Source organism: Pseudomonas sp. P5_A2_2, from assembly GCF_054177685.1.
Window position 1 is genome coordinate 1 of record NZ_JBGCUL010001013.1, and the last position, 1565, is coordinate 1565.

Genomic DNA, 1565 nt, shown 5'->3' on the forward strand with positions numbered 1-1565 from the left:
GTTGGGGCCCAGGGTGTTGATGGTGTTCATTGTTGTGGGGTCTCTGGTGTTTCTTTGTTGTCTGGGGGGACGCTATCGCGAGCAGGCTCGCTCCTACAGGGGATCGCATTCCAATGTGGGAGCGACGGTGCGGCGATCCGACCTGCTCGCGATGGCCGCGCCTCGGTCCTGAGCCTTAGAAACAGGTTTCCATGGTCTCGATGACATTCAGTTGTTCATCCACCAGACAGCCAACACGCCATTTGTCGAACGTCAGGCACGGGTGCGAAGTGCCGAACGAAATGATGTCGCCCACCCGCAGATCAACCCCTGGCGCCACGGTCATGAACGCATGCTGGTCCATCACCGCGGTCACTTTGCACGCACTCACATCATCGCCTTTGGCCGGCACCACACCCGCCTTGTACCGCAACAACGGCACCGGCAAGCCGGCGTCGTAGGCCACGTCGCGCTTGCCCAGGGCAATCACCGCAAACCCCGGCTCAGGCAACGACTGCACGTGCGCCCACACTTCCAGCGCCGGACGCAGGCCTTCGTGCAGATCGCTGCGACGGTCGAGTACGCAGCACTGCGCTTCCTTGTAGATGCCATGGTCGTGAGCCACGTAACTGCCGGGACGCAGCACGCTGAGGAAGCGTCCACCGGCGTTTTGCGCTTCGAAGGATTCGGCAATCAGGTCATACCAGGCCGAGCCCGACGCGGTGATGATCGGCTTGGCAATGGCGAAGGCGCCGCTGTCCTGCAACTGCACCGCCAGGCGCACTAGTGACGCGGCGAAATCGCGGATACCGGTCACGGCGTGATCGCCATGGATCACCCCTTCGTAGCCTTCGATCCCGGTAAGGGCCAGGGCCGGTTGCGCGGCGATGGCCTTGGCCAGGTCGAGCACTTCCTGCTCGCTGCGGCAACCGCAACGCCCGCCGACCACGCCGTATTCGATCATCACGTTCAGGCGCACGCCACGGGAGGCGAAATAGGCGCCGAGGTCGGCAACGTTGTCCGGGTGATCGACCATGCAATAAAAATCGAACGTCGGGTCGGCCAGCAGGTCGGCGATCAGCGCCATGTTCGGCGTGCCGACCAACTGGTTGGCCATCAGCACACGACGCACGCCATGGGCGTAGGCGGCACGGGTTTGCGTGGCGCTGGCCAGGGTGATGCCCCAGGCACCGGCGTCCAGTTGGCGACGGAACAGCGCCGGGGTCATGCTGGTCTTGCCATGGGGTGCCAGTTCCGCGCCGCTGTTGCTGACGAAGTCCTGCATCCAGCGAATGTTGTGTTCCAGCGCCTCGCGGTGCAGTACCAGCGCGGGCAGGCTGACGTCACGCACCAGGCTGGCACCGATCGGGGCAGCGCCTTTGTCCACATTGGCAGTATGGGGGGCAGAAGACATGGTCGAACTCCTCGTTCACGCGGCCGCAGGCAGCCGCTGTTATTCGTTGATGCGACGGGCCAGGCTGTTGGCGCTGTCGATCAACACCCGGCGGTAGTCATTGTAGTTTTTCTTGGCATCGGCTCGTGGAGCGACGATGCACAGGGTCGCGATGGCCACGCCGCCGGGGTCT

1 protein-coding gene and 1 pseudogene are annotated in these 1565 nt (G+C 63.7%); both read right to left on the reverse strand.

The window, feature by feature from the left end; translation table 11 throughout:
- Window positions 1–175: 175 nt before the first annotated feature.
- The gene (locus tag ACXRVY_RS28315; RefSeq protein WP_457265936.1) at window positions 176–1393 is read right to left on the reverse strand and encodes an amino acid deaminase; all 1218 of its coding nucleotides are present in this window, start codon (window positions 1391–1393) and stop codon (window positions 176–178) included.
- 39 nt (window positions 1394–1432) lie between these two features.
- A pseudogene (locus ACXRVY_RS28320) lies at window positions 1433–1565 on the reverse strand (IclR family transcriptional regulator); the annotation flags it as partial.

What these genes read in the sequence shown, in the direction of transcription:
- ACXRVY_RS28315 (WP_457265936.1), bottom strand. Translation starts at nt 1,393, where the DNA reads ATGTCTTCTGCCCCCCATACTGCCAATGTGGACAAAGGCGCTGCCCCG.